We start from the raw sequence: 20,807 nt of genomic DNA, 5'->3' as shown, positions 1-20,807 counted from the left end.
TAACCAGAATTCTCGCTTCGGGGTGACAACCATTAGGGGGCGCAATATGCTTAACAAACAGTAAACAGTCTCGCAGCATGGGCAGATGGCACGGGGATGGGCATGACCAGGGAACTTTTGCTTGCGGCATTCATCATGGGCGTGGGGCTTTGCATGGCGGGGGCTGGGACCCACCTCTACCAGTGGGTTACGCGGCAGCAGGCCATGCTGCGCTGGGACGGTCGGTCTTACCTGGCCTCGCTGGGCAATCTGGCGATGAGTTTCGTGTGCGGTCCCTACATTCTTCTCCAGGTGGGCTGGAGCCATGATGAGGATGGCACGATCTCGACGCCGTCTGTTCTAATCTCGGCCCTGGTGGCCTTTGGCTGGGCCTTCATAACCGGGCTCTTTTTCATGAGTATCTACGTGGCGCTTCGGCCATAATCTCAAGCCCATTTCTGGACGCAGCCAGGCCGGCCACGCTTGCGCGTGACCGGCCTGGCTCTTCAGACCCCTATCAGGGATAGGCTTTGGGCGGGGTCCGGAAACTTGTCAGTTGGCGGCAGCGACGACCAGCACGCGGTTGTCGATCATGTCGACCCACTGCCCGGCATGAGCCTGCGACTGGCGCTTGATGAACTTGTAGGGCGTGTCGCTCCAGAGCTCGATCGTGCCGACCTGATTGTCGAGGACGAGGTCACCGCGATCTGTGCGGGCGATCAGCACGGCATGGCCGTTGCCATTGGCTTCCTTGACCACCGCGATCATCAGCGTAGAGGGGTGCCAGCCTGAATTGATCAGGTCACGGCGCTTGGCCAGGGCAAAGTCCTCGCAGTCGCCATAGCCGTTGGGGTAAGTCCAGAACTCGGCGACTTTGTAGAGATCCTGGTCAGTGACCGGGACAACGTTCCGATTGTAGTAAGCGTTCACGGAAACAAGCTGCTGCCAATTTCGATCGTCCAGCACGGTTGCCGGCTCAACGCGGTCGTAGCCGCGACATTCCGTCGGGTTGGACTTGCAGAACTCCAGATGTCCGACCGGGATCGAGGTCGTGCCGGAACTGGTCTGGACATAGGCAATGTTGGTGAGGTCGAGTGCTGCGCTTGGGGCGGCCGGGGCGATTGCAAAGAGGGCGGTGAGTAGCCCCGCCAGCAGGCCCTTCTTGATCAAAGTCATGGTGTCGTCTCCCTGATGGAGACCACACTAGGGACGGCCGATTGCCCCGATCCGAAAAGTGCCACGCAGTTTTTATGCGTGTTTTATCGATGCTTATAGGGATTTGTTGACCATGACGGCGCCGGGCAATGCACCGGTGCATTCGGACACGCGCCTCTGCTCCTGCGCGGCAGGGGGCGCGTTGGTGCTTGCCCTGTCGGGGTCAGTTCATGCGCAGGTTCTGCTGCACCACGGTCAGCATTTCCTGGGCGGCCACGAACTCGACGGCGACACCATTCTGGAAATGACGGACGACGCGGGCGCGCATGCGGCCCAGCGTGATGGGCGTACCCATGGCCGGACGCACGTCGAGTTCGACGGCAGCGCCGGAAAGTGAGATGTCGATGATCTTGCAGTTGTAGCGGCGTCCATCGTCGAGCACGACGGTCGAATGGCGGATGTCGGGGACAACGCGCTCGTGGCGGCGGTCCTCGGGGAGATTGAGAATATCCTTGTTGGCCAGCCAGGTGAGCTGGGCCGCCATCTTGTCGCGCTTACGCGGGGATGCGGCGATATCCATGATGAAGCCGCCATCCACCTGGGAAAGAATGGTCCCTTCAACACGTCCCAGATGATCGAGATAGGCGATGATCCGCTCGCCAACAATGCCAGGGACCGGGGCAATCACCACGGCATCGCCGGGGGACATGGACAGGACCTGACACGGAAATTCACGACGGTCCGCCAGCATGTAGCGGCCCAGGATCGACACTTTGACGCGCTGGAAGCGGCGATCTCCCGCACCGGCGTGCAGGCTGGTAATGGGCTGTGGAGCAGAAATGTCGTCACTGAGCATACGTCAACCTGTTCCACGCACTGGGGAAAACCACAGCAAACTTAGCTGGGCTTGGTTAACGCTTGATGAGAATTGGTCCGAATTGGTCGCTCAAAAGCGAACCAATCAGTTCCGGCCGCCATCGATCACGGCAAGATGGGCATAGCGGCGCGCGCTACGGCCATAGACCGTGGTCGGCATGGCTGCGGGCTGTGCCGACGAACCATATTCGGCGTCGTTGACAACACTGGCCATGACTTCGCGCGCGGATTCTTCGGCAGGAACCTCGTCAGGCCAGATCAGCCGGAGACCAGTGATGCGCTGTTCGAGGATAGGTTGCACGCCGAGCCAGTAAGGTACTTCAACCGCCGACATGGCACCCAGAATGCGGGTATGCGTCGAGCCGTTGTGGCGCAAAGGCATGAGAATGGTTTCAAAGCTCACCTTGGTGTGCAGGGCCGTGGTGCCCTGAAAGGTGACCAGAGCCACGGCATGGTCTTCGGTAACAGCGCGGATCAACGTGTCCATGGCGTCACCGTCGCGGTCATGCCAGAGCGCAGAAAAGGAGCGCCCCTTCAGTTCCCGGCAATAGCTGGTGCACAGATGTGAGCCGGCAAGGCGGAAAGAGAACTTGTCGGCGCTATCGAGCTCAAGAATAAAGGTATTGGCAAGCGCCTCACGAATACGTGTCGGGTCAATGTCGCGACGGTCTGGCGCGCTGCGGGAACCCCGAATCGTGTTCCAATAGGTATAGAGTGTTTTGGTGCTCTGCATCTGCATCGTTCGGACCCGCAATGTGTGGCGTCGAGGCATTCTCCAAGAGGAGGCCGCCGCGCTTCCCGGACAATCGCAAAATGCCGCGCTCGTGGCGCGCTTAAAGGTTAGTTAAGGTTAACGTCTGTGGCCAAATGTGGAAAAGCGCGAGCGGGGCGACGGCCCGCCGGTGCCTTGGGGTGTTGCCAATGAATGAACAAGAGCGGGCACCGGTGTCCCAGGGGCCTGAAGGGCGTGAACCGGTGTTTCTATTGCCGGTGTCCATTACGGCCCTTGCGAGCATATTGATTGCCGTTCATCTCGCATCAACCCTGGTTCTTAACCTTGACGGCCAGGTGGAGCTGCTGCTGTGGTTCGCATTTCAGCCCTATCGAATCGTGGTGGCGCCCTTTGAACCGAGCATCGCCATTCCACTGATCTGGACGCCGTTCACTCATGCGTTCCTCCATGCCGGATGGGACCATCTGCTCATCAATGTTGCCTGGCTGGTGATTTTCGCAACACCCGTGGTGCGCCGCTATGGGGCAGGGCCGATGGTGTCCCTGTTCCTGATATCGGCCTTTGGCGGTGCGGCTCTGTTCGCGGCAACCACGCTCTATAGTCAGGTTTACCTGATCGGCGCATCGGGAGGTGTTGCGGGTCTGACGGGTGCTGCCATTCGCTTCATGTTCCAACCGGTGTTGATGGCCCGCAATCCTGAAACCGGCGAAGCGGTGGTGCTTGGGCGCCAGCTGGCGAGCCTGCGCGAGGTGTTCGCCAACCCCCGCTCGCGCTTTTTCACGTTGATCTGGCTGGCGCTCAATGCGGCAGTACCGCTGGTGCCGTTATTGACGGGTAGCGCGCTATCCATCGCCTGGCAGGCCCATCTGGGCGGATTCGCTGCCGGTTTCCTGCTGGTGCCGCTGTTTGAGCGGAAAACCTAACCCCCGTACACATCCTTCGGGTTGAACAGGCGAGGCAGGCCGGTGTCTTCAAGCCGGGTCTCCCCCTGATCGGTTGTTACGCGCCGATAAAAGCAGGATTTGCGACCTGTGTGGCAGGCAGCGCCCCGTCCGGTTTGGCGCACCACCATGACCATGCAGTCCTGATCGCAATCGGTGCGCAGCTCGACCACTTCCTGCAGTTCGCCCGAAGTTTCGCCCTTCTTCCATATGGCCTTGCGTGAACGCGACCAATAATGGGCGATACCGGTCTCCAGGGTCAGCGACAGGGTCTCGGCATTCATGTGTGCGACCATCAAGATATCCTTGGTGCCGTCTTCGATGGTGACCACGGACAGCAGGCCATGGGCGTCAAAGCGTGGGGCGAAGGTTGTGCCTTCTTCCAGCGCGGCATGATCGAGGGTCTTGGGGTCGGTGAAGGAAATGGTCATGATGCGCGCCATTGCTCGTGCGGATGCCGAGCCTCTAGCGCGCATCACAGCGGATTGGAAGGGTTCAGGCCTGAAGGCCGAACCAGATTTCGATGTCGCCGCTACCACTGCGGGCATCAAAGTCAGGGCCATAATATTCGAGGAAGCTATAGCTGGCTTCGCTCGGTTCGTGCCCGTTATCGCTTAGCCACTGTTCGGCGGCGGCGATGCTCTGGCGAATGGTGGAGAGATCGCCGCCATGGGTGAACCTGGCCCACTTCAGTGCAGGAACGGTGACGCTTTCGAGATCGGGTTGTATTTCCGCGCCGGGACGCATTTCCATGGCGACCATATATTCAAAGCGATTGTCGGCGATCTCACCGACAAGGCCGTAGGCCACCCCGGCAATGGCACCGTCGATATTGCCGATATGGGGCTGGAACCGTTGCCACTGCGCGGGCAGGCCCGCTGGATTGTTCATGGGATGGCGCTCGGCAATACCGGCGAAGATCATTTCGGGGCGATTTTCGAACCGGGGCGGTGCGATGCTGACGGGGGCTGCAATATCCATTCTAAGAGGCTCCACTAGGGTAATCCCGTTGAGATTGCGCTGCTGGCGGACATGTTGCGGCGTGATGCCGAACTGGTCGCGAAATGCGCGGGTGAATGCCTCATGCGAGCCGTAGCCGGCTTCAAGAGCGACCGACAGGATGTCGGGCGCGCCGTCGGCCAGTTGACGAGCGGCGTCACTCAGGCGCCTCGCCCTGAGATAGGCGGTTACGGAGTACCCGGTTACCAGGGGAAATACGCGCGAGAGATAGCTTCTCGACTTGCCAGTGACAGACGCCAACTCGTCCAAGCCTAGCGGTTCACGCGAACGGCTTTCCAGGACCCAGAGCATTTTGGAAACAACTGACATGGCACAGACCCGTTTGAGACAGGCAGTCTATGACATAATCAGGACAAGCGCATTTGATCGCGCTTGTCATTTGAACGAGGCGGGCGTTCAGCGATGCCCGACCATGGCGAAAAACCGGTCCTGTTCCTGCCGGTCCTCGGCGAAAACACCGGTGAAGCGGTGGGTGACCGTGCTGACGTCATGGGCCTTCACGCCGCGCATGGTCATGCACATGTGCTCAGCTTCCAGCATCACGGCGGCACCGCGCGGGCCAAGGTTTTCGTTGATGGCGTCGATGATCTGCGCCGTCATGGTTTCCTGCGTCTGCAGGCGCCGGGCAAAGACTTCAACGAGCCTGGCCAGCTTGGAGAGGCCGACAACCCCATCATGGGGGAGATAGGCAATGTGGGCCTGTCCGTAGAAAGGCACCATGTGATGTTCGCAATGGGCATAGAAGGGGATGCCCTTGACCAGCACCAGGTCGTCGTAGCCGCCGACTTCCTTGAAGGTCTTGGACAGCACTTCGCCGGGGTTCTGGTCGTAGCCGGCAAACAGTTCGCCATAGGCCTTGGCCACACGTGCGGGCGTGTCCAGCAGACCCTCGCGATTGGGGTCGTCACCGGCCCAGGCGATGAGCGTGCGCACGGCAGCCTCCGCTTCATCGCGGCTGGGACGCGAAACGGGCGTGTCAGGGGTAACGGGCTTGAGCGGCTTTACTTGGGCGTCCATGGGGTCCGGCTCCTTGCGTTGCGACCGATGCTCACTACGCGACGAACGACGCGTCGGATTTCGACAGGAGCACAATCCCCTGACAGTTGGATGGAGAACCCCTATATAGAAGCGGAACGAGACCGGAACAAGAAACAGAATTGTCGGGATTATGGAGCTGAGCGATCTCTATTCCGAAAAGATACTCGACCTTGCGGGGAACGCCCCTCAGCCAGGCCGGCTGGCCGCTGCGGACGTTTCGGCGCGCAAGGTCAGCCGCGTCTGCGGCTCGGTGATCGAGGTCGACCTGGTCGTGCGCGATGGGGTGATCGTCGGCTACGGCCACGAGATTTCGGCTTGCGCACTGGGCCAGACCTCAGCGGCCGTGGTGGCGCGGGAAATCGTCGGAACATCGACGGGCGCTTTTCTGGACCTGCGACAGACCATGCACGACATGCTCAAGGCGGATGGGGCGCCGCCCTCGGGGAGGTGGGAGGATCTCAAATATCTTGAGCCGGTCCGGGGGTATCCAGCCCGCCATATGTCAACCCTTCTGGTGTTCGATGCCGTCGCTGCGGCGCTGGAAAAGCTTGAGTCGAACCAATCGGTTGCAGTGAGTGGCTGATGGATCGATTCATCGCATTGATGTGGCAGGTCATCGACATGCCGTTCAAGGTTGCGGCCGTCTTTCTGATTACGCTCTATCGCTATACGCTTTCGGCCTTTGTCGGACGCACGTGTCGACATCTGCCGACATGCTCGGAGTTCACCAGCACTGCCATCTGGACGTTCGGATTCTGGCCCGGCGGCTGGATGGGGCTGGCGCGTTTCTGGCGCTGCCGCCCCGGCGGGACGCATGGATATGATCCGGTGCCGGAGACACTGCCGGCAGAGGGGCGATGGTATTTGCCCTGGCGGTATGGGCGTTGGCGGGGAAACAAGCATGACCATGCTCAAAGGTAGCTGCCTGTGCGGGGCGGTGACCTATGAAGTCGAGGACGCCTTCGAGGCGGCCTTTTATTGCCACTGTTCCCGATGCCGGCGCGCGACGGGATCGGCGTTCAAGCCCATGGCTTCGATCAAGACTGGCAGTTTGCGGCTAACACAGGGCGAGGCAAGCGTTCTCAGCTATGGTAACCCTGCGGGCACACATGATGTGCATTGCGGGCAGTGTGGTTCGTTTCTCTACTCGGTGATCGCCGAGAACGGAAACACGCATGTTGCCATGGGCACGCTGGTCGATGACCCCAAGGTTCGACCATCGTTTCATATGTTTGTCGGCTCCAAGGCACCTTGGTACGAGATCACCGACAACCTGCCGCAGTTCGAGGGATTGCCGGGTTGAACGCCAGCTTGAGGCTGGCATTCGGCTCTTTTCATGCTAAGGCAGCGACCGCACGTATTGTGGAATGCGTGACAACCCAATTTCATGGAGACTTCAGATGTCGATCAAGGTGACTTTTCCCGATGGTGCTGCTCGCGACTATTCGCGCGGCACTACCGGCACCGAGATCGTGGAGGGGATTTCCAAGTCGCTGGCCAAGAAGACGGTCGCAATGCGCTGGAACGGTGTACTCTCTGATCTTTCCGACGCGTTGGAAAGCGACGGCAAGATCGAATTTGTCACGCGCGATAGTGGTTCGCAGGATGTGCTGGAGCTGATCCGGCACGATGCTGCGCACGTGCTGGCCGAGGCCGTGCAGGAGCTTTGGCCCGAGACGCAGGTAACGATCGGGCCAGTGATCGAAAACGGCTTTTATTACGATTTCTATCGCCCGGCCGGCCCATTTACCGAAGACGAACTGCGCGTCATCGAAAAGAAGATGGGCGAGATCATCGATCGCGGCGCTGCGTTCACCAAGGAAGTGTGGAGCCGCGACCAGGCCAAGGATTGGTTCGAGACCAAGGGCGAAGCTTTCAAGGTGGAACTGGTCGACGCCATTCCGGCGGACCAGTCGATCAAGATGTATGCCCAGGGGCAGTGGAAGGACCTGTGCCGTGGGCCGCATATGCGTACGGTCAAGGATGTCGGCCAGGCCTTCAAACTGACCAAGGTGGCCGGGGCCTATTGGCGCGGCGACAGCAATCGCGAAGTGCTCAGCCGCATCTATGGCACGGCATTCGCAACCAGGGATGAGCTCGAAGCCTATCTCACGATGATGGAGGAGGCCGAGAAACGCGACCATCGCAAAATCGGCCGCGACCTCGACCTGTTCCACCTGCAGGAGGAAGCCCAGGGTTCGGTGTTCTGGCATCCGCGCGGCTTTGTTATCTACAACCAGATGGAAGCCTATATTCGTCGGCGCCTCAACAAATCGGGCTATCAGGAGGTAAAGACCCCTCAACTGATGCACGCCAAGTTCTGGGAGCAGTCGGGGCACTGGGGCAAGTACCGCGAAAACATGTTCGTGGTGCCGGACGAAATCCCCAATACCGAAGAAGACGGTCCGGTCGTTTCAGGCGATGTCGATTATCTCGCCCTCAAACCGATGAATTGCCCTGCCCACGTGCAGATCTTCAACCAGGGCATCAAGTCCTACCGCGATCTACCTCTGCGCATGGCGGAATTTGGCTGTTGCCATCGCAATGAGGCGCATGGGGCGCTGCATGGGTTGATGCGTGTGCGGCAGATGACGCAGGACGACGCGCATATTTTCTGCCGTGAGGACCAGATCCAGTCCGAGACCGAGCATTTCGTGCATCTGCTCTATTCGGTCTATGGCCATATGGGCTTCGACAATGTCGTGATCAAGCTCGCCACGCGTCCCGAAAAGTTCGGTGGCACGATCGAGCGCTGGGATGCGGCCGAAAAAGCGCTTGGCGATGCGCTGCGCGCCACCGGCTATGACTTCGAGATCGCGGAAGGCGAGGGGGCGTTCTATGCACCCAAGCTCGAGTTTCATCTCAAGGATGCCATCGGTCGGTCCTGGCAAGTGGGCACACTTCAGCTCGACTATGTGCTGCCCGAGCGGTTGGATGCGACCTATGTGGCCGAGGATGGCTCGCGCCAATATGCGGTCATGCTGCACCGGGCCATCCTGGGGTCGCTAGAGCGGTTCATCGGCATCCTGATCGAGAACTATGCAGGCAAGATGCCGATGTGGCTGGCCCCGACCCAGGTGGTCGTGGCTACGATCGTTTCGGAAGCGGACGATTATGCCGAAAAGCTGGTGCGTCAGCTGCGCGACGCCGGCATTCGGGCCGAGATCGATACTCGCAACGAGAAAATCAACTATAAGGTGCGCGAGCACTCGGTGCAGAAGGTGCCGTTGATGTTCGTTGTGGGGCGGCGTGAGGCCGAGGAGGGAACCGTGTCGGTGCGCCGCCTGGGCACGGAAGGCCAGAAGGTCGAACCGTTCATGGACGCGCTGGTGGCGCTGATGGCTGAAGCCACTCCGCCTGATCTCAAGGAAACGGCGGAAAAGACCGCCTGATGCCGCAGCGTCCGTCCAACCGCGAGATGAAGGCGCTCTATCATCTGGGCGAGGCCAATGTGCTTGGTCCAGATGACTTCAAGGATATTGGCGAAAAGGTCTTCACCGGGATGCTGAAGAAGAAATGGGTCGAAGAGGTGGAGCCGGGTAAGTTCCGCACCACCGAGAAGGGCCGTGTCATCCATGATGAGGAAGTCTGGTTCGCGGGCCGCTCCAAACGCTGAACAGAACAAAGATTGGGTGAGGCATGGCTGAGCCAATTCACATCACCCGTTCCCTCAGTATCGATCCGTCAGAGATCGAGGAGAGTTTCGTTCGTGCTTCAGGACCGGGCGGGCAAAACGTCAACAAGGTCGCGAGCGCGGTACAGCTGCGCTTCAATCTTGCAGCCAATACCAGCCTGCCAGAGCCGGTAAAGCGTCGAGTTGCCGGCCTGGCCGGGAGCCGTCTCACCAAGGATGGCGTCATTGTCATCACGGCAAACAGTCATCGGGACCAGCCCCTCAACCGGGCGGATGCTCTCGAACGCCTGGTGGCGCTCCTGCGCGCAGGCGTTTTTGTGCCCAAGCCTCGTGTCGCCACGCGCCCGACGCTGGCGTCCAAGAAGCGTCGGCTGGACAAGAAGACCAATCGAAGCGCCGTCAAACGTATGCGCTCTCGGCCGAGCGATAGCGAATAGTGGCGTTTACTGTAATTGAAATGCAGATTTGCGTTCACTGTCATGGATTTGATTTGAGTATAGTGCTTTTCTGAGACCATGCGCGGGTGCTCTTTCTGGTCCCGGGATATCAGGTGAAAATTGCCGCAAGGAGAATGGCCCGGTGAAGATCGCAATCGTTGGATCTGGCTATGTCGGCCTGGTTACGGGTGTGTGCCTTGCTGATTTCGGGCATGATGTGACCTGCATCGACAAGGACCAGGGCAAGATCTCGGATCTTGAGCGCGGTGTGGTGCCAATCTACGAGCCCGGCCTGTCCGAACTGGTCAATGCCAATGTGGCGGCCGGACGGCTGAGCTTCACGACCGACCTGCCGAGCGCCGTTGGACAGGCAGAAGTGGTCTTCATCGCTGTGGGCACCCCTAGCCGGCGCGGAGATGGTCATGCTGACCTGAGCTATGTCTATGCCGTCGCGCGTGAAGTGGCACAGGCTGTGACCGGCTTTACCGTGGTGGTGACAAAGTCCACGGTTCCGGTCGGTACCGGTGACGAGGTCGCGCATATCATCGGAACGGTCAATCCAGAGGCGGATGTTGCGGTTGTCTCAAATCCCGAATTCCTGCGTGAAGGGGCGGCCATCGAGGACTTCAAGCGGCCTGACCGCATCGTGGTGGGCCTTGACGACGAGCGGGCGCGGGAGGTGATGACGGAAGTCTATCGCCCGCTCTATCTGAACCAGGCACCGCTGCTCTTTACCGATCGTCGCACATCGGAACTCATCAAGTATGCCGCCAACGCCTTCCTTGCCATGAAGATCACCTTCATCAATGAGGTTGCCGATCTTTGTGAGGCGGCCGGGGCCAATGTGCAGGAAGTGGCGCGCGGTATTGGCCTCGATAATCGTATTGGTGCCAAGTTCCTTCATGCCGGTCCCGGCTATGGCGGTTCGTGTTTCCCCAAGGACACCACGGCTCTGGTCAAGATCGGCCAGGATTTCGGCAGCCCCATGAGGCTGGTGGAAACCACGGTCTCGATCAACGACCAACGCAAGCGCGCCATGTCGCGCAAAGTGATCGCGGCCTGTGGTGGGGAGGTGCGCGGCAAGACCATTGGCGTATTGGGCCTGACCTTCAAGCCCAATACGGACGACATGCGCGAAGCGCCTTCGCTCGACATTATTCGTGGTTTGCAGGATCGTGGCGCCAGGGTCGTTGCCTTCGACCCGCAAGGCATGAAGGCAGCCAGGCTGCTGTTGGAAGATGTTGGTTTTGCCGAAAGTGCCTATGACGTCGCCCAAGGCGCTGACGCGGTGGTTCTGGTGACGGAATGGAACGAGTTCCGGTCCCTTGACCTTGAGCGGCTCAAGTCAATGATGAAGACGCCGGTCTTCGTTGATCTGCGCAATGTCTATCGCCCGCACGAAATGGCCCGCCATGGGTTTGCTTATGTCAGCATCGGCAGGTCTGGCGAGGATATCGGCGAGCATGTCTCGGACGCAGCAGAATAACACCAAGGGTCTCGTCGCGTGAAAATTCTGGTTACCGGTGCGGCCGGGTTCATTGGCTTTCATTTGAGCCAGAAATTGCTTGCCCTTGGACACGAGGTCGTCGGTCTTGATGCCCTGACGAGCTATTATGACCCGGCTCTCAAGCAGACCCGGCTCGATATCCTGGTGGAACAGCCGGGGTTCCGCTTTGGCAAGATTGACCTGACGGATGCAGATGCACTCGAGGACTTCGTCGGGGCGGCAGGGGCCGATATCGTTTATCACCTCGGTGCCCAGCCGGGCGTGCGCTACAGCATTGAAAACCCGCAGAGCTATATCCAGTCCAATATTGTCGGTACCGCAAACCTGCTCGAAGCCTTACGTCGCTATTCGCCCAAGCACCTGATCTTTGCCTCGACCAGCTCGGTTTATGGCGGCAATGCAGAAATTCCTTATGGGGAGACGCACAGGGCCGATTCTCCTCTCTCGCTTTATGCCGCCACGAAGAAATCGGGCGAGGCGCTGGTCCATTCCTACGCGCATCTTTGGTCGATCCCATCGACCTGTGTACGCTTCTTCACGGTCTATGGTCCGTACGGGCGCCCTGATATGGCTTTGCTCAAATTCGCCACTGCCATTGATGCGGGCAAGCCGATCGATGTGTATGGCCAAGGTGAGATGCGGCGCGACTTCACCTATGTCGAGGATCTGGTGGCGTCGCTCATTGCCATCATGTCGCGGGTCCCGGTTGCTGACCAACCGGTCGAGGGTGACAGTCTTTCGGCAGTGGCGCCGTTCCGCCTGCTCAATGTCGGTGGTGGACGCCCCGTGCAACTGATGGACTTCATCGGCGCGCTGGAGCGCGCGATGGGTACCAAGGCACAGCTCAATATGCTGCCGATGCAGCCTGGAGATGTTGTTGCGACGGAGGCCGATACGGCGCTGCTTCAGGCACTGGTTGGCGAATTGCCTGCTACGCCGATCGATGTCGGGATCGAGAAGTTCGTGGCCTGGTTTCGAGACTATCAGAAAAACAAGTAGGGCAGGGCGCGGCCTTGCGACTTGCGGCCGAGCCTGAGTGGTGTTGGGCGAGCTGCCCTATGGCTATGGGCGCCTTGCGGGTACGTCCCCAGGCAAGGACCAGTCCGGTTCATTCCCGGCCGACGCTTGTCTGCGACGGCCAGGAATGATTGCTCCGGTCGGACGACTATTTCGCTTCGGCGCTGATATTGACTTTGCCGATCAGCGATGTGGGATCATCTTCGGCCTGCATGAAATCCAACATGCCAAGTCCGGGTTCAGATTTTGCATCGAGACCGATCATCAGTGTCTTGGCGTTGCCGGCAACAAAGCTGTTGATCGCCTCGCCCAGCTTTGCCGCGTCAGCAGCCCCGGCCATCATGCCAATGACACTGCCCTGGGCCAGTCCGGCAAAAACCGGGCGAAGGGTCGCTGGGTCAGCGCCTTGTTCGGCGGCGACCACGGCCAGAATCACATCGGAAAGACCAGCATCGGTTACCGTCAGATCGAGATTCTTGACGGCAACGGCCATGCTGGCCGCCATTGAGGCATTCATGTCGAGGGCGAAAAGGTCTTCGGTCGCGTTGGCGATGGTACCGGCAATCAGGACGGTAGCGAGATCGGCGCCGGTCAGAGACATCTCCTCGATTGCGATGGACTGACTCGCTGCATCCCAGGCGGCAGCGATGCGGAAGCTGGCGTCGACTTCGGTGATACCCAGCTCAAGCATTTGCTCCAGTGCATCTTCGCCGGTTCCCTCGGGAACGGCCGCCTGGATGTTTGTCGCCGAGACATCAAGATCGGTCGGGATGCCATTGACGTATTTGGCCAGCGACACGTCGAACGCGCCCACCTTTGCCTGAATACGGGCGCCCTCGGTCTCAGGATCCGGGATGTCGATGTCGAGCTCGGAAAGCGAAAGTCCTTCCATGGCCGGTATCAAGGCGCGCGCATTCTCTTCGAGCCAGGCCTCGTCAACCTCGGCGGGTGCCGCTTCCAGTGCGGCGATGGTCGAGGTCAGGTCCATTGGCTTTATGGTCAGGTTGTCCAAGGCAAAGGAGCCGTCGCCTTCCACCACGATATCAAAGCCGTCCATGTCGATGGAGGGGTAGATGCCCGGCGACATGCCGCCCATGGTCATGCCAGCGACAGAGAAGGTCATGGGGCGGCCATCCTCGTCGAGCCCGCTGCAGTCAAAGCCTTCAAAGCTCACTTCGGAGGTTTCGAAAGCTGTCAGGATATCCGCATACATCTTGAGGAACCGGCCCATGGTTGCCGGGTCTACATCGTCACCCTGGTCTTCCATGGCCTGGCCGATGGCCATCATCTCAACAAACGATGTTTCCAACGGACGCGCCTTGAACTCGGCCCCGGTGACGCCGCCAAAGCTGCACGAAACGTCTTCGGCTTCAAGCGTACCGCCTTCCGACACGAGGTCGGTGTAGATGGTTTCGAGGCTGGTCTGTTCCGCAGTCTCGACCAAGCCGTAAATGCCCAGAATGCCGGCGATGTCGAGGTTTGCTGCCGACATGGCTCCGAAGGCGAAATTTGCATCATCGGCGATCAGGCTAATGCCGGCGAGGCTGATGCTTGCCGCCTTCCCGTCCACCACATTTTCGAGCAGCAGGTCGGTCACTGTCACCGTCGCGTCATGCGCATTGTCATCCGACTGCGAAGAGACGCTGAGCGTGATCTCGGGCACGGCGATGCTGGTGGCATCAAGATTGGCGAGCGCCTCGGCGTTATCGACGATGTTGCCGCTCAGGATTTCGGTAAGGACTGCGTTGTCGAGATTTGACCCGGTGGCGTCAACTGTCGGGATGGATACCGAATAGTCCATCTCCAGCGCAGCAGCACTGTCACCGCCAGATTTCACTTTTTCCTTTGCCATGCCGACTGTTGCGGGCAAAGCCACGCTGAGAAGGCAAGCAGCGGCAATGGCCGGCAGGCGGCCGCGAATAGTCACGTTCATCGACATGGTCTTCTCCCGTTGGTCTTATGCATCTGGGCCGCATCCCAGCGCCATTCAAGTCGAAGTACCATCTGCCCGCAACGTGTTGCGCAATTGAGACAGATCCCGCCCACGAAGAGGTATTTCGCTGGAGGTAATGGCCCCCTAGTAGACGGTCGTCAGCACTTCGATCTCTCTCGGACCGCCGGCCTGAACCTGAATTTGGCGGTTGTAGACCTGATCCCCGAGCTTGGCGAGCACCAGATACTCGCCCTCAGACAGAACCGCGGACGGGAAGGCACCGCGCTCGCTGAATATGGTTGCGCCCTCAGCGGTCTTGACCGTCCATTCAACGTCCGCGATGGCTTCACCGGCCTCTTCGGAGACAAGTTTGAATGATATTTCGGCGGCATGATGATAGAGCGTGGCATCTGTCAACTGACCGGGCTCTACCCTCAGATCGGCGCGGACCACGGCGTTGATTGCACCGAAGCGAGAAACGATCTCGTAGGTGCCGGCATTGAGGGTGACAATCTCATTGGGTGGGAGATCATCCACGACAAGTGCCCGGCTGGCGTCGTCGCTGGCGGTGAAGATGTCAAAATGCAGCAGGGCCGGGGAGATTGGAATGTCCCCCGTTACAGCAGAATTCAGCCGCAAGGCGCCGGCTTCAAGGTTGATGTCGTGGCTATTCGTACCAGGCATCACGGTGAATGGTTCGCTGAGCTGGGCCTGGCCATAGGCGACATGGACGACGTAGTCTCCAGGGGGCAGATCAAGTTGCGCACTGCCAGTGTCGGCCTTGGCAATCAGTGCCATTTCGCCATCTTCCCCCGGGCTTCCCTCGAAAATGCGCCAGACCAGCCCTTCAGGTATGGGCGCGCCATCAGCGGTGATGCGGGCGGTGAGTGTGACTGGCTGCGGCACGTTTGACACCGCGGCGATGGCTTCGGCCGCTGTGGTGTCGTCTGGCGTGGTGGTTACGAGTGCCGCGTCGCGGTCGGGACGGGGGCGTGGGAGGGGAGGGATTTCTGCCGATTGCTGGGCCATGGCCGGCTGGGGCGCCGCCAGTGGACCAGGCGCCAAAAGCACTACGATCAGGGTTGCCAATAGTCTTGCCGAATGCATGTGCTCTCCAGCTTGCGGCACCGTTGCGGGTCCGAATCCGGCTTTCGCCTAGACCCCAATTGGGGAAAAGCTGTGTCACAATCGAATGCGATTATAAACCGCCCAATGACTGCTGACGGGATTTTTACATCACCTACTGGTCGGTTGCGCACACTGCTGATCGACACCGAGCCGCCAGAGACGCCTTTGTGTGTCGTTTCGCGGTGACACGGGCGCAGGGTGGTTAACAGGGTGTTAACGAGATTGGGTGCTAGTGTGGGGTCGGTGATTCCTGTTGAGACAAGCTGCCATGGGTGTGCAGTCCATTTCCATTTCGCAGAGCCTGGCCAATGCTCTGAACGCTGCGGGCAATCGCAGCGGGGTGGATTTTGACTATCTGCTGCAAACGGCAATGCGGGAAAGCAGCCTCAATCCACAGGCCCGGGCCAGTACCTCTTCGGCGGTCGGGTTGTTCCAGTTTCTCGAGGGGACGTGGTTGCAGGTGATGAAGGAAGAGGGCCCGCGACTGGGCTATCAATCCTATGCTGATGCAATCGCCCGCACATCGAATGGCGACTATGTCGTGGCCGATGCTGCCAAGCGGGAGCAAATTCTGCAATTGCGTGAAAATCCGCAGATTGCCGCAGATCTGGCAGCGGCATTCACCCGATCCAACGGGGATTATCTGCGCAGCCAGTTTGGCCGGATGCCTAGCGCGGGTGAACTCTACATCGCGCATTTCCTGGGTGCTCAGGGCGCGGAGCGGATGTTCAAGGCCGGCCTTGAGAATCCGGAGCAGATTGCCGTCCAGCTCTTTCCGCGCCAAGCGGCCGCCAACCGGGCCATCTTCTTCGATGGCAGTGGGCAGGCACGAACCATTCGACAAGTCTATCAGGTGCTGGTGGCCAAGCACGAAGCTCCTGACAACGCCGGATTTGCAGTCCAGCAGATGACCAGCGGAAGCGATCAAGGCGCCCCACAAGTCTCCGAACCGCCGCTGCCTTCAAGGTTCTCGCCCGCGAACATGTCCTTCACCGGTCTGTTCAAGAACGAGATCGAAGAAGAGCAGGAGGCTGGCCAGGAGAGCTCTGCATTCTTTACTCAACTGTACGCTCAGTAGGCCGATGGGAAGCGATCTAGATCAAATGTGCGGGTTGGCGAACATTGCAGAACCCGCTCTGGTGCTGGGATGGCGCCATTGCTGTCGTGTCGCCTGCCGACGTGTTGTGGAGTAAGATGATGGCGCATCCATTGCGCGAGGCGAGCGCGGGGTCTGAGGTTCCTTTGCCCAGGGGCGTGATTGTTCTTGTCCTGGCCCTGTTGTCCTGGGTGATCGTGTTTGCATCCTGGGAGACGTTCTCCCGGATTTTTGCCGCGTTGGCAGGCGGTTGATTGCGCGGTTCGGCCTTGGCCCATGCTGCGCCAAGTGCATCCGTTTATGGTGAACCGTTCCTTAAAGTTTGATCGCTAGCTTCACTCCATCGGAGTGGGGTGCGTAATGGTCGGTTACGAGGCGTTTGCAGAACTGTCACAGTCCAAGGACAGTGATGAGCGAGGGCATGCGGCACATCTTGCGGCCTTGGCCTATCTTGATCACAGCGGGCCCGCCGATGAGCATGCAGCGCTCTACGCCGCATTGATCGGTTTTCTCGATGACAGCTCGGTCAAGGTGCGGGCAGCTCTGGCCTATGGGCTCTTGCATTCGTGTCAGGCACCTCGACCGATTATCCTCTCGCTGCTGCAGGACAGCGCGGTGATATCTCGCGCCGTTTTGCAGTATTCGCCCGTTCTGGTCGATGCGGATCTGTTGTCCATCGTGGCAAGAGGCGATCACGGTGCCTTGCTGGCGATTGCACAGCGTACCCGGGTCAGCCCGAGGCTCTCGTCGGCGCTAATCGGCCGAAATGACCAGCGCATTACATTGCGCCTGCTTCGCCGCGACGACGTATGCATCGAGGCGGCCACGCTAGACCATTTGGCAGAGAGCTTTGGCGCCGATGCTGAATACCGTGGCGCATTGCTTGCCCGAAAGGATCTGCCGGGAAAGGCGCGGCTGGCCCTGGTGCACCAGGTTGCCGAGAGCCTGCGCGGATGCCGTATCGTCAAGGGTGCCCTCAATGCCGACCGTCTGGGTCGGGTGCTGCGCAACGGCACCGATACAGCAGTGGCGGTTATTGGCGAGCGTGTCGCCGAGGCGGGCCGATCGGCGTTTGTCGATGATTTGCTGGGTGCAGACCAGATCAATGCGCGATTGCTGCTGCATGCCGTTGTGACAGGGCGGGTGTTGTTTTTTGCGGCCTGCATCGGCGGGCTGGCCAATACCAGCGCGGACAAAGTGTTTACCTTGCTTGAAAGCGGCAGTCGCGCTGCCCTCATGGCGTTGTTCGCCCGCTGCGGGCTTTCCGGTGCAATCGGCGGGCTGCTGGTCCGGCTGGTTATGCATGCGCGTTCTACCGATCTCGCCGACGATGCAGCGGCGCGCCACTATGTGATCACAGCGCTTACCGAGGAACTGATCAGCGAGTATGAGGGAGAAATCCCGTCCGAGCTCGAAGAAGTGTTCTGTTACCTCAACGAGCAGAACATCATCCTCGCCCGCAAGGCTGCGCGCGGTGTTATGGCCGCGTTTGCACGATCGACCCAAGGCGCGATGTCTCTGCCTCCAAGCGCAGAACCTGTGCTGATGCAATTGCCCGCCGCCTAGAGGTACCGCAAACGCGAGTCTCCACGCCGTTCAGAAGCGGAACTGTTCGCTCAAAACGCGTTCTTCCAAGCTTGTTCCCGGGTCGAACAGCAGCGTCACTCCGTGTGTGCGATCTTCGCGCACCGTGACTTCGAGTACGTTCTGAAATTCCACATTGTCAGCGACCGCGCTGACGGGGCGCTTATTGGCTTCCCGGGTCACAAATTTCACGACCGCCCTGTTTGAGAGGATGGCGCCTCTCCAACGCCGCGGTCGGAAAGGTGAAATAGGCGTCAGGGCCAAAAGCGGTGCTTCGATGGGCAAGATCGGGCCGTGGGCCGAAAGATTGTAAGCCGTCGAGCCGGCTGGGGTCGCCAGCAAGGCGCCATCGCAGATCAACTCATCGAGGCGGACTTCATCGTCCACCAATATCTGAAGCTTGGCGGCCTGGTAGGTTGAGCGAAAAAGCGAAACTTCGTTGAGCGCCAGCGCTGAGCGCGTCTGTCCCGATATGTCCAGTACGGTCATGGAGAGCGGGTAAATGCAGGTCCTTTGGCTGGCCTGGAGCCGCTCAATGAGGCCATCTTCACTGAAGGTGTTCATCATGAAGCCAACGGACCCGAAATTCATACCGTACACGGGCCGATCAGTACCCATGACCCTGTGCAAGGTCTGAAGCATCAGGCCGTCACCGCCCAAGGCCACGACAATATCGGCATCTTCCATTGCGACCTCGCCATAGCGTTGTCGAAGACGCTTGGCCGCCACTTCAGCGGCTGCGGTCTCGCTGGTCACGACGCAGATTTTGCTCATGCACCGGGGTCCTTACGGCAAATTACTCGGGCGTCTGACTATCACGGGTAGCTGGGACCCGCCAGCTTGATGCGTGGCGGGAAGGGTGTGTCGCATTTGAATAAAGTTTGCCGACAGCTCGTCTCAAATTGCGCCGCGGGAAGCAAGATCGCCTTCTTCGGGGAAGATTAGGAGACTTTCCAGGAGCGGCCGGAACCGCGCCAAATTGAATAAAATTGTATCTATCCTGCAAAGCCGGGCGCAATCTGTTGCGTGCATCTTGCCGTCATCAACGCATCAGGGATGGCGCAAATGAACACCAAGTTTTCCATGAAGATCGCAGGCGTCGCACTTGCAATCACCATGTCGAGCATCGGCGGTGCTGCCGCCTACACGAATTACACCGGCATAGACGGTTTCGACCCGGCAATGCGCCTGGCAGCGGTGACCCCGTTGTCGATGCAATTCTTCTGCGCAAAGAACCGCAGTGAGTGCCGGAGCGGCGGCAGCGCACAAGTGGCCATGACCCCCAATCTTATGACGATGCTCAAGCAGGTCAATGTGCATGTAAACAGGTCCATTCGGCCCGAGACTGACACAGCCGATGTCTGGTCGCTCAACCCCGAAGCTGGGGATTGTGAGGATTACGTGCTGAGCAAGCGCAGCATGCTGATCCGTCACGGGGTATCTTCCGGTTCGCTGCGCATTGCCTACACGAAGACCCGCCAGGGAGAGCCGCATGCCGTTCTGGTTGTCCGCACCAGCCAGGGTGATTATGTCCTCGATAACCTGAACAACTCGGTCAAGACGCTGCGTGCCTCGGGATACCAGATCCGCTCCATGTCATCGGCCAACCCCACCCGGTGGACTGCCGGCTAAAGACAGCCAATCTATCGAAACAGAAAAGGCATCGCTTCGGGGCGGTGCCTTTTCTGCATATCATCGTGAACCCATGCGGTCAGCGCAAGGCGGCCTTGCGATCGTTTGGTCCGAGGCCGCCATACGCGCCGATTCTGTCTAAAAAACCGTTGGTTTATAATGCTTTGCCGAGTGTCACGGAACATACATCAATCAAGATGTTTACCAATACGGGTCAATCGTCATTGTCAAAAGAGTAAACAAAGTCTAAACAGCGGGCAGTGTTCATTTCTGAGCGTTGATTGAACGGGCGCGACGAACAAGCGAGGGTGGCGAATGCGTAAGCTTATCACTGTACTTGGTGCAACTGGATTTGCAGGTCTGGCAGCAATGTCGTCCGCACAGGCTGCTCCTGTCCCAGGTTACGAAGCTTTGTATGAGGCTGTATTCCTGGCTTGCACACCTGACGCGGGTGTAGCGCCTGTCGTGGCAGTCTGCACGGACGCAATCAATGCCTACTCGAGCGCTCTGATTGCCGGCGGCGTTTCGGAAGAGGCCGCCCTGCAGTCCTTTGCCGCGCTGCGTGGCGAAGTGGCCGTAGCCGATGGTGGCCTGCCGATCGATGCGGTGTTTGAAGAGCTGCTGCCGGAATCCGGAGCAATTGGGCCGGCCGCAGCAAGCCCTGTGGCGTAACCTTGTTATTGCAGTCTGTTGGCGTCGCTCAACAATATTGAGCGGCGTCAGTAGATTTTCATCTATTTAAGAATACTTTTTGGCACATATGTCGGAAATGCGTGCATAAACAGTCTTTGTGCTGGTGCTTTCATTTGAAAGTGGCGCGGCTGGTTGTGTGAGTTTGCCTGCCCTGGTCGGTCGCGATGTGCTCATTTCTCCGTGGCGTGGGCGAAATCCAGATAGTGTTGGTCTATTCAAAGTACTGTCATACAGTGTTTTTGTCAGGACCTTGGCCCTTCCAGGACTTTTCAGAGGTCGCTGACCGCGCACGTCTCGGCCATTTCCAAGCGCTCCGCTCCTGATTAACCGAAACACTCTTTATCACGATTTATGTGCTTGGTGTTTCAGGAATATTGTGGCTATATTTGAAATTAACGGGCAAT

23 protein-coding genes are annotated in these 20,807 nt (G+C 59.2%); 14 read left to right on the top strand and 9 right to left on the bottom strand.

Annotated features, from left to right (window positions below):
• Positions 1-102 precede the first annotated feature (102 nt).
• Complete coding sequence (locus DDE76_RS17765) at positions 103-423, top strand: DUF6949 family protein (protein ID WP_157955897.1); 321 nt, start codon at positions 103-105, stop codon at positions 421-423.
• 108 nt (positions 424-531) lie between these two features.
• On the opposite strand, the gene DDE76_RS17760 is transcribed toward DDE76_RS17765, so the two are convergent.
• The 3 genes from DDE76_RS17760 to DDE76_RS17750 form a co-directional block, all read right to left on the bottom strand.
• Positions 532-1,155: a transglutaminase-like cysteine peptidase gene (locus DDE76_RS17760; RefSeq protein ID WP_104894044.1), complete on the bottom strand. Its 624-nt coding sequence runs from the start codon at positions 1,153-1,155 to the stop codon at positions 532-534.
• Between the two features lie 202 nt (positions 1,156-1,357).
• Positions 1,358-1,990: a PilZ domain-containing protein gene (locus DDE76_RS17755; RefSeq protein ID WP_104894045.1), complete on the bottom strand. Its 633-nt coding sequence runs from the start codon at positions 1,988-1,990 to the stop codon at positions 1,358-1,360.
• 105 nt (positions 1,991-2,095) lie between these two features.
• Positions 2,096-2,743 (bottom strand): PAS domain-containing protein, encoded by a 648-nt coding sequence (locus tag DDE76_RS17750; protein ID WP_157955896.1) that lies wholly within the window; start codon positions 2,741-2,743, stop codon positions 2,096-2,098.
• A gap of 188 nt (positions 2,744-2,931) precedes the next feature.
• On the opposite strand from DDE76_RS17750, the gene DDE76_RS17745 reads away from it, so the two are divergent.
• On the top strand, positions 2,932-3,666 hold the full coding sequence (locus DDE76_RS17745) for a rhomboid family intramembrane serine protease (protein WP_157955895.1): 735 nt from the start codon (positions 2,932-2,934) through the stop codon (positions 3,664-3,666).
• On the opposite strand, the gene hisI is transcribed toward DDE76_RS17745, so the two are convergent.
• From hisI to folE, 3 genes are all read right to left on the bottom strand, one after another.
• Entirely contained in the window at positions 3,663-4,115 is a 453-nt protein-coding gene (hisI, locus tag DDE76_RS17740; RefSeq protein ID WP_104895003.1) for a phosphoribosyl-AMP cyclohydrolase, read from the bottom strand. The two genes, DDE76_RS17745 and hisI, sit on opposite strands and share 4 nt — an antisense overlap.
• A gap of 64 nt (positions 4,116-4,179) precedes the next feature.
• Positions 4,180-5,013 carry an AraC family transcriptional regulator gene (locus tag DDE76_RS17735; protein ID WP_104894048.1) on the bottom strand — a complete coding sequence of 278 codons (834 nt, stop codon included), beginning with the start codon at positions 5,011-5,013 and terminating at the stop codon, positions 4,180-4,182.
• 87 nt (positions 5,014-5,100) lie between these two features.
• Positions 5,101-5,721, bottom strand: coding sequence for a GTP cyclohydrolase I FolE (gene folE, locus DDE76_RS17730; RefSeq protein ID WP_104894049.1), 621 nt, complete (start codon positions 5,719-5,721; stop codon positions 5,101-5,103).
• A gap of 151 nt (positions 5,722-5,872) precedes the next feature.
• Here folE and DDE76_RS17725 point away from each other — a divergent pair, with 151 nt between their 5' ends.
• The 8 genes from DDE76_RS17725 (at position 5,873) to DDE76_RS17690 (ending at position 12,319) form a co-directional block, all read left to right on the top strand.
• Positions 5,873-6,325, top strand: coding sequence for an iron-sulfur cluster assembly scaffold protein (locus tag DDE76_RS17725; protein WP_104894050.1), 453 nt, complete (start codon positions 5,873-5,875; stop codon positions 6,323-6,325).
• 20 nt (positions 6,326-6,345) lie between these two features.
• Positions 6,346-6,663, top strand: a complete 318-nt coding sequence (yidD, locus tag DDE76_RS17720; protein WP_245892054.1) for a membrane protein insertion efficiency factor YidD — start codon at positions 6,346-6,348, stop codon at positions 6,661-6,663.
• A complete protein-coding gene (locus DDE76_RS17715; protein ID WP_104894052.1) occupies positions 6,644-7,045 on the top strand; it encodes a GFA family protein in 402 nt (133 codons plus the stop codon). The genes yidD and DDE76_RS17715 overlap by 20 nt, the downstream gene beginning before the upstream one ends.
• Before the next feature lie 97 nt (positions 7,046-7,142).
• Positions 7,143-9,134 carry a threonine--tRNA ligase gene (gene thrS, locus DDE76_RS17710; RefSeq protein WP_104894053.1) on the top strand — a complete coding sequence of 664 codons (1,992 nt, stop codon included), beginning with the start codon at positions 7,143-7,145 and terminating at the stop codon, positions 9,132-9,134.
• On the top strand, positions 9,134-9,358 hold the full coding sequence (locus tag DDE76_RS17705; RefSeq protein ID WP_104894054.1) for a hypothetical protein: 225 nt from the start codon (positions 9,134-9,136) through the stop codon (positions 9,356-9,358). The genes thrS and DDE76_RS17705 overlap by 1 nt, the downstream gene beginning before the upstream one ends.
• Before the next feature lie 23 nt (positions 9,359-9,381).
• Positions 9,382-9,813 (top strand): alternative ribosome rescue aminoacyl-tRNA hydrolase ArfB, encoded by a 432-nt coding sequence (gene arfB / locus DDE76_RS17700; protein ID WP_104894055.1) that lies wholly within the window; start codon positions 9,382-9,384, stop codon positions 9,811-9,813.
• A gap of 142 nt (positions 9,814-9,955) precedes the next feature.
• Positions 9,956-11,299: a UDP-glucose dehydrogenase family protein gene (locus DDE76_RS17695; RefSeq protein ID WP_104894056.1), complete on the top strand. Its 1,344-nt coding sequence runs from the start codon at positions 9,956-9,958 to the stop codon at positions 11,297-11,299.
• Between the two features lie 18 nt (positions 11,300-11,317).
• Positions 11,318-12,319 carry an NAD-dependent epimerase/dehydratase family protein gene (locus DDE76_RS17690; RefSeq protein ID WP_104894057.1) on the top strand — a complete coding sequence of 334 codons (1,002 nt, stop codon included), beginning with the start codon at positions 11,318-11,320 and terminating at the stop codon, positions 12,317-12,319.
• Between the two features lie 166 nt (positions 12,320-12,485).
• Here DDE76_RS17690 and DDE76_RS17685 read toward each other — a convergent pair whose 3' ends face one another.
• Both DDE76_RS17685 and DDE76_RS17680 read right to left on the bottom strand, forming a co-directional pair.
• Positions 12,486-14,276 (bottom strand): hypothetical protein, encoded by a 1,791-nt coding sequence (locus DDE76_RS17685; RefSeq protein WP_157955894.1) that lies wholly within the window; start codon positions 14,274-14,276, stop codon positions 12,486-12,488.
• 138 nt (positions 14,277-14,414) lie between these two features.
• Complete coding sequence (locus DDE76_RS17680) at positions 14,415-15,377, bottom strand: hypothetical protein (protein WP_157955893.1); 963 nt, start codon at positions 15,375-15,377, stop codon at positions 14,415-14,417.
• 289 nt (positions 15,378-15,666) lie between these two features.
• Here DDE76_RS17680 and DDE76_RS17675 point away from each other — a divergent pair, with 289 nt between their 5' ends.
• Both DDE76_RS17675 and DDE76_RS17665 read left to right on the top strand, forming a co-directional pair.
• A complete protein-coding gene (locus tag DDE76_RS17675; protein ID WP_104894060.1) occupies positions 15,667-16,476 on the top strand; it encodes a transglycosylase SLT domain-containing protein in 810 nt (269 codons plus the stop codon).
• 378 nt (positions 16,477-16,854) lie between these two features.
• On the top strand, positions 16,855-18,060 hold the full coding sequence (locus tag DDE76_RS17665; protein WP_104894062.1) for a DUF2336 domain-containing protein: 1,206 nt from the start codon (positions 16,855-16,857) through the stop codon (positions 18,058-18,060).
• A gap of 30 nt (positions 18,061-18,090) precedes the next feature.
• Here DDE76_RS17665 and DDE76_RS17660 read toward each other — a convergent pair whose 3' ends face one another.
• A complete protein-coding gene (locus DDE76_RS17660; protein WP_104894063.1) occupies positions 18,091-18,852 on the bottom strand; it encodes an NAD kinase in 762 nt (253 codons plus the stop codon).
• Positions 18,853-19,143: 291 nt separating this feature from the next.
• On the opposite strand from DDE76_RS17660, the gene DDE76_RS17655 reads away from it, so the two are divergent.
• Entirely contained in the window at positions 19,144-19,710 is a 567-nt protein-coding gene (locus DDE76_RS17655; RefSeq protein WP_157955891.1) for a transglutaminase-like cysteine peptidase, read from the top strand.
• Between the two features lie 465 nt (positions 19,711-20,175).
• The gene (locus tag DDE76_RS17650) at positions 20,176-20,382 is read left to right on the top strand and encodes a hypothetical protein (RefSeq protein WP_104894065.1); all 207 of its coding nucleotides are present in this window, start codon (positions 20,176-20,178) and stop codon (positions 20,380-20,382) included.
• The last annotated feature ends 425 nt before the right edge of the window (positions 20,383-20,807 follow it).

It is taken from the genome of Devosia indica, assembly GCF_003056405.1.
Taxonomy (GTDB): domain Bacteria; phylum Pseudomonadota; class Alphaproteobacteria; order Rhizobiales; family Devosiaceae; genus Devosia; species Devosia indica.
The sequence above is the reverse complement of the archived record's forward strand: the minus strand, read 5'-3'. Positions and strand labels throughout refer to the sequence as shown.

Excerpts from the sequence above, each read along its gene's own strand:
- DDE76_RS17765 (WP_157955897.1), top strand. The coding sequence starts at position 103 with ATGACCAGGGAACTTTTGCTTGCGGCATTCATCATGGGCGTGGGGCTT.
- DDE76_RS17760 (WP_104894044.1), bottom strand. The coding sequence starts at position 1,155 with ATGACTTTGATCAAGAAGGGCCTGCTGGCGGGGCTACTCACCGCCCTC.
- DDE76_RS17755 (WP_104894045.1), bottom strand. The coding sequence starts at position 1,990 with ATGCTCAGTGACGACATTTCTGCTCCACAGCCCATTACCAGCCTGCAC.
- DDE76_RS17750 (WP_157955896.1), bottom strand. The coding sequence starts at position 2,743 with ATGCAGAGCACCAAAACACTCTATACCTATTGGAACACGATTCGGGGT.
- DDE76_RS17745 (WP_157955895.1), top strand. The coding sequence starts at position 2,932 with ATGAATGAACAAGAGCGGGCACCGGTGTCCCAGGGGCCTGAAGGGCGT.
- hisI (WP_104895003.1), bottom strand. The coding sequence starts at position 4,115 with ATGACCATTTCCTTCACCGACCCCAAGACCCTCGATCATGCCGCGCTG.
- DDE76_RS17735 (WP_104894048.1), bottom strand. The coding sequence starts at position 5,013 with ATGTCAGTTGTTTCCAAAATGCTCTGGGTCCTGGAAAGCCGTTCGCGT.
- folE (WP_104894049.1), bottom strand. The coding sequence starts at position 5,721 with ATGGACGCCCAAGTAAAGCCGCTCAAGCCCGTTACCCCTGACACGCCC.
- DDE76_RS17725 (WP_104894050.1), top strand. The coding sequence starts at position 5,873 with ATGGAGCTGAGCGATCTCTATTCCGAAAAGATACTCGACCTTGCGGGG.
- yidD (WP_245892054.1), top strand. The coding sequence starts at position 6,346 with ATGTGGCAGGTCATCGACATGCCGTTCAAGGTTGCGGCCGTCTTTCTG.
- DDE76_RS17715 (WP_104894052.1), top strand. The coding sequence starts at position 6,644 with ATGACCATGCTCAAAGGTAGCTGCCTGTGCGGGGCGGTGACCTATGAA.
- thrS (WP_104894053.1), top strand. The coding sequence starts at position 7,143 with ATGTCGATCAAGGTGACTTTTCCCGATGGTGCTGCTCGCGACTATTCG.
- DDE76_RS17705 (WP_104894054.1), top strand. The coding sequence starts at position 9,134 with ATGCCGCAGCGTCCGTCCAACCGCGAGATGAAGGCGCTCTATCATCTG.
- arfB (WP_104894055.1), top strand. The coding sequence starts at position 9,382 with ATGGCTGAGCCAATTCACATCACCCGTTCCCTCAGTATCGATCCGTCA.
- DDE76_RS17685 (WP_157955894.1), bottom strand. The coding sequence starts at position 14,276 with ATGTCGATGAACGTGACTATTCGCGGCCGCCTGCCGGCCATTGCCGCT.
- DDE76_RS17680 (WP_157955893.1), bottom strand. The coding sequence starts at position 15,377 with ATGCATTCGGCAAGACTATTGGCAACCCTGATCGTAGTGCTTTTGGCG.
- DDE76_RS17675 (WP_104894060.1), top strand. The coding sequence starts at position 15,667 with ATGGGTGTGCAGTCCATTTCCATTTCGCAGAGCCTGGCCAATGCTCTG.
- DDE76_RS17665 (WP_104894062.1), top strand. The coding sequence starts at position 16,855 with ATGGTCGGTTACGAGGCGTTTGCAGAACTGTCACAGTCCAAGGACAGT.
- DDE76_RS17660 (WP_104894063.1), bottom strand. The coding sequence starts at position 18,852 with ATGAGCAAAATCTGCGTCGTGACCAGCGAGACCGCAGCCGCTGAAGTG.
- DDE76_RS17655 (WP_157955891.1), top strand. The coding sequence starts at position 19,144 with ATGAACACCAAGTTTTCCATGAAGATCGCAGGCGTCGCACTTGCAATC.